This is a genomic window from Phenylobacterium sp. (assembly GCF_036402295.1).
Lineage (GTDB): Bacteria > Pseudomonadota > Alphaproteobacteria > Caulobacterales > Caulobacteraceae > Phenylobacterium.
The window spans coordinates 1-4,798 of the sequence record NZ_DASWTE010000180.1 but is presented as its reverse complement, the minus strand read 5'-3'; the positions used below and the strand labels follow the sequence as shown (position 1 = coordinate 4,798).

The window sequence follows — 4,798 nt, the reverse complement described above, 5'->3', positions numbered from 1 at the left end:
GCCTTGCGGTAGCGGGAGAGGTCCGTGACCTCGGGTTCGTGCTTGGGGCCCTTCGCCATCAGCCCGCCAGCTTCTCCAGGTCCTCGGCCGAGATGTCGGCGTTGGAGTAGACGTTCTGGACGTCGTCGTCGTCTTCCAGCGTCTCTATCAACTTCATCAGGGTGGCCACCGCGTCGCCGCTGAGCGGGGTCAGCGCCTTGGGCCTCCAGGCGAGCTGGGTCGACTTGGCGGCGCCCAACGACGCCTCGAGCGCGGCGGCGACTTCCGAGAGCTGCTCGAAGGCGGTGTAGATGGTGTGGCCGTCCTCATCGGACTCCACGTCGTCGGCGCCGGCCTCGATGGCGGCTTCCATGACCTTGTCCTCGGACCCGGCCTCGGGTCCGTAGACGATCTGGCCGACGCGGTCCCACATGAACGACACCGAGCCCGTCTCACCCAGGTTGCCGCCGCACTTGGTGAAGGTGGAGCGCACCGTCGAGGCCGCCCGGTTGCGGTTGTCGGTCAGCGCCTCGACGATCACGCCGACGCCGCCGGGGCCGAAGCCCTCGTAACGGATTTCCTCGTAGCTCTCCGCGTCGCCTCCGATCGCCTTCTTGATCGCCCGGTCGATGCCGTCCTTCGGCATCGACTCGGCCTTGGCGTTGGCCACGGCCAGGCGCAGGCGCGCGTTCATGTTGGGATCGGGCAGGCCTGATTTGGCCGCCACGGTGATCTCGCGCGAAAGCTTGGAGAACAGCTTGGACCGGGCGCTGTCGGCGCGGCCCTTGCGGTGCATGATGTTCTTGAACTTTGAGTGTCCGGCCATGGTCCTTGAAGCGCGGTCGTGAATTCGAGGTCGGAGCTTCTACCGCAGTCGCCCCATACCGAGGAACCCCCGGCGGCAGGGACGGGTTAGGGCGAAGGTCTAAGGAGCGTTGAGCGATGACCCTGCCGATCGAGGAATTCACCCCCGAGGCGCCGAGCGGCGAGCTGGTGCATTGGATGGACCGGGGGCACATGCGGCTGGAGCCGCCGGGCCTGGCGGTGACGGCCGTCGCGGCGTTCACGCTGGGGATTGTGGCCGCGTTCGGGGCGTTGGCGGCCTTCCGCTGGCTGGCCCCGCGCCGGGAAGGCCTGCCGCCGTGGAAGTGGCGGCGGGGGCAGGTGCACTAACGCCTCACACGCCGCCCAGCTTGCGGCCGCACGCGGCCAGCTTCTCGTCCGAGAGGTCCATGGCGAGCTGCAGGGTGCGCGCCTCGACGTCGTTGTCGCCGTAGGGCCAGTAGCGGAGCGTCCGCGGCCTGCCGCGCCCCTTCGCCGGACGGACGGTCAGCACGATCTCGCGGGTCATGTCGCCGGGCCTGAGGTCGATGGCGTCGATCCGCATGCCGTCGCGCAGGCCCGAGTTCCAGGCCGGCCCGCCGCGGCGGACGCCCCGCGCCGCCTTGGCCGCAGCCGAGCCCGCGTGGTCGAACCCGGAATCGAAGCCCGGCGAGACGGTGACCCGCGCGTCCAGGCAGCCGTCGAACAGGGTCTCGGGCAAGGTGATCGGCGCGCCGCCCTCGGCGTAGCGGGCGATGTCCGGGCGCAGGTCCATCTTCGCCACGACCCAGGCCGCGGAGACGAGGCCGGTCACCACATCGGGTCCCTGCCCAGGCGGGAATTCGCGGTAGTGGTCGCGCATGCGCAGTATCACGTCGTCCAGGTCGGCCCTGCCGCCGGTCTTGCGCCGGATATCCTCGTCCCACTTCAGCGCCAGGATGAAGCCGCGGCTGAGCGCGTCCCTGGCGCGGTCCTGGTCGGCCATGCGACCGACGGCGTCGCCAGCGGTCAACAGCCCGGCCCGAGCGAGCGCCCGGTCGGTGAGGAGTTTTCCGATCCCTCCGGTGAGCCACTCCGCCGGACGGGCCGGCGCGCGGCCGAGGCGGGTTTCCAGGACGTCCACCATGTACGTCTCGACCAGGACCTGCTGGAGGGCAGCGTCCGGCACGCTCACCGGCGGCGCCACGAAGCCGTCGTAGCGGGCTTGCCAGCGAGCGGAGGCCGCCGTTCGGGCCACCAGGAAGGGCCCCGCCCCGTGGCCCCAGTAGGCGCGCATGGCGCCGACCGCGGGCGCAGCGATCTCCAACAGCCGCGCGGCGCCCAACCGGTCGTCCTTGGGCGTGACGGCGCGCACCGTCCCCGCCGCCGTCGGCCGTTCCGCCGTCTGCAGCGCCGGACCGGCGAGGAAGATGGATCGGCGTACGTTCGCGACGGTGAGCGGCTGGCGGCCGGCTGCGGCCTCGAGGTCGGACACGATGCGCCAACCCTTCGGCAGGCGGCCCCAGCGCACGGTAGCGGCGGTGGCTTCCCAGCCCTTCGGCGCGGCGAAGACGGCTTCGCCGAGGGCCGAAAGCTCCTGACCCGGACCCTCGACGGCGTAGCGCACCCGGACCTTGGCGCCAGGGGGGTGGCGCAGCAGCCGCTCCGTCGGCCCCACGGCCTCGACCGTGGCGCCGGAGATGGCCAGGTCGGAAGCCAGGACCTCGGGAATCGTCAGCCGCGTGTCGCCGTCTGCTTCGCCGCGGAAGCTCATGTCGACCTTGACGCCTGTCCGCGCGACGTCGAGCCGGTACTGGACGCTCGGCGCCTTGGCGGCGGCGAGCAGCAGGATTGCGGCGGCGGCGATGAAGAAGACGCGGATCATCCCGTCCCTGGCGACCTACTCGGCTGGCGCGCAGTCGAAGCGGTCGACTTGGCCGTTTTGAAGGCGGAAGACGGCGTCCTGGGGCACGTCGAGGTCCAGCATGGCCTCGCGGGTGAGCCCCACATAGGCTCCGCGCATCACGCGGCCGGCAGCGCCGTGGCTGACCACCACCACTCGCCGCTCGGGCTCGGGCGGGAGGTTGGCGAGGAAGTCCTCGATACGGGCCTGCACGTCGTCGTGGGTCTCGCCGCCGGGCGCGTCGAAGATCCAATGGCGGGACGAGGCTTCGCGGCCGGCGCTGACCTCGGCCCACGTCCGCCCTTCCCACTCGCCGCAGTTGATCTCGGCCAGCCGGTCGTCGGTTTCGAGGGCAAAACCCGTGGCCGCAGCGACGACCTCGGCGGTGTCCCGCGCGCGGCCGAGTGGGCTCGAGACCAGCCGCCATGCCGCGTACGGCTCGCGCGCGACCAGGTCCCGAACCAACGCCGCCATGGCCGCGGCCTGGCTGCGGCCGCGCTCAGTCAGGGGCGAGTCCTTCTGGCCCTGGAAGCGCCGCTCGACGTTCCACTCGGTCTCGCCGTGACGCAGCAGGATGATCATCGCTTGCGGCGGACCACCGGGTGCGAGGTCGACAGGCCGCCGTCCACCGCGATCGTCTGGCCGTTGACGTAGCTGGCGTCGTCCGAGGCCAGGAACAGGCCGGCGGCGGCGATCTCTTCCGGGTGGCCGTAGCGGGCGGTCGGGTTGAGCTGGCCGATCTTGTCCTCGTTGCCGCGGGCCCGGGCGCCTTCGAAGATCGGCTTCGTCATGCCCGTTTCGATCAGTCCAGGCGCGATGGCGTTGACGCGGATGCCGGTGCCGTAGAGCTCGTTGCACGCCGTCTTCACCAGGCTGATCACGCCCGCCTTCGACGCCGAATAGGCCGGGCCACCCGCGCCCGAGCGGATGCCCGCCACCGAGGCCGTGCAGATGATCGAGCCCTTGCCCTGCGGGATCATCGCCTGGCTCGCGTACTTCACCGCCAGGAACGGGCCGATCAGGTTCACGCGCAGGATGTTGGCCCAGTAGTCGGCCGTCTGCTCGTCCAGCGACGCGAAGCCGCCGGAGATGCCGGCATTGGCCCAGAAGATGTCGAGGCCGCCGAACTCGCTTTGGGCGCGCTCGACCAGGCCCTTCACGAAGGCGTCGTCCCCGGCGTCGCCCTGGACGGCGACCGCCCGGCCGCCCGCCTCGACGATCGCCGCGGCGGTGGCCGAGGTGGTGTCGTTGATGTCGGCGCAGACCACGGCCGCGCCCTCGGACGCGAATAGCTTGGCGGCGGCGCGGCCGATGCCGCTGGCCGCGCCGGTGATGACGGCCGTGCGGCCGGAAAGACGTCCCATGATTGTCCTCTGATATTCAGGCTGTGGTTTTGGCGCGGGCCGCCGCCGCGCAGATGGCGTCGACGAAGGTGTCGTAGAGGCCGGGCGGCAGGTCGTGGCCCATGCCGGGGATGATGCGCAGCTCCGCGCCGGGGATGGCGTTGGCGGTCTCAATGCCGCCGACCGGCTGGATCAACGGGTCCTCGGCGCCGTGCAGCACGACTGCCGGGACGGAGAGCTTTTTCAGCGCCTCGGTGCGGTCGCCGTCGGCGCCGACGGCGTGCCGCTGGCGGCCCACGCCGGCCGGGTTGAAGGCCCGCGCATGCTCGGCGACCACGCGGGCGCGGAGCTCCTCGTCGGTCCACGGCCAGTTGGGGCTGCCGATGGTGCGGGCGTTCTTCATGCCGTGGGCGACGAAGGCCTCGTAGTCGGCCGCAGGATCCGGCGGCGGATTGCTGATCACGGCCATCGCCTCGGGCGTCGCGACCACATCCCCCGAGGTCGCCGACATGATCGAGGTCAGCGACAGCACGCGGGCCGGATAGTCGATGGCCATGCGCTGGACGATCATCCCGCCCATGGAGACGCCGGCGATGTGGGCCTTGTCGACGCCCGCGGCGTCCAGCACCGCGATCGCGTCGGCGGCCATGTCCTTCAGCGTGTAGCGGTCGCCCGACTTGAACCAGGTGGAGCGCCCGGTGTCTCGGTTGTCGAAGCGGATGGCGCGGTAGCCCTTCGCGACCAGCTTCGCGCAGAACGCCTCGGGCCAGCG

At 71.3% G+C, this 4,798-nt stretch carries 6 protein-coding genes; 1 reads left to right on the top strand and 5 read right to left on the bottom strand.

The window, feature by feature from the left end:
* Nucleotides 1–58: 58 nt before the first annotated feature.
* Nucleotides 59–805 carry a YebC/PmpR family DNA-binding transcriptional regulator gene (locus VGD44_RS11405; protein ID WP_331087011.1) on the bottom strand — a complete coding sequence of 249 codons (747 nt, stop codon included), beginning with the start codon at nt 803–805 and terminating at the stop codon, nt 59–61.
* A 116-nt stretch (nt 806–921) separates the two neighbouring features.
* Between VGD44_RS11405 and VGD44_RS11400 the strand changes: the two genes are divergently transcribed.
* Nucleotides 922–1,152 carry a hypothetical protein gene (locus tag VGD44_RS11400; RefSeq protein ID WP_331087009.1) on the top strand — a complete coding sequence of 77 codons (231 nt, stop codon included), beginning with the start codon at nt 922–924 and terminating at the stop codon, nt 1,150–1,152.
* Between the two features lie 4 nt (nt 1,153–1,156).
* On the opposite strand, the gene VGD44_RS11395 is transcribed toward VGD44_RS11400, so the two are convergent.
* From VGD44_RS11395 to VGD44_RS11380, 4 genes are all read right to left on the bottom strand, one after another.
* Nucleotides 1,157–2,665 (bottom strand): hypothetical protein, encoded by a 1,509-nt coding sequence (locus tag VGD44_RS11395; RefSeq protein WP_331087007.1) that lies wholly within the window; start codon nt 2,663–2,665, stop codon nt 1,157–1,159.
* A gap of 15 nt (nt 2,666–2,680) precedes the next feature.
* On the bottom strand, nt 2,681–3,265 hold the full coding sequence (locus tag VGD44_RS11390; protein ID WP_331087006.1) for a histidine phosphatase family protein: 585 nt from the start codon (nt 3,263–3,265) through the stop codon (nt 2,681–2,683).
* Nucleotides 3,262–4,047: an SDR family oxidoreductase gene (locus tag VGD44_RS11385; protein WP_331087004.1), complete on the bottom strand. Its 786-nt coding sequence runs from the start codon at nt 4,045–4,047 to the stop codon at nt 3,262–3,264. The genes VGD44_RS11390 and VGD44_RS11385 overlap by 4 nt, the downstream gene beginning before the upstream one ends.
* Nucleotides 4,048–4,063: 16 nt before the next feature.
* A partial coding sequence (locus VGD44_RS11380; protein ID WP_331087002.1) for an alpha/beta hydrolase occupies nt 4,064–4,798 on the bottom strand: 735 nt, incomplete at its 5' end.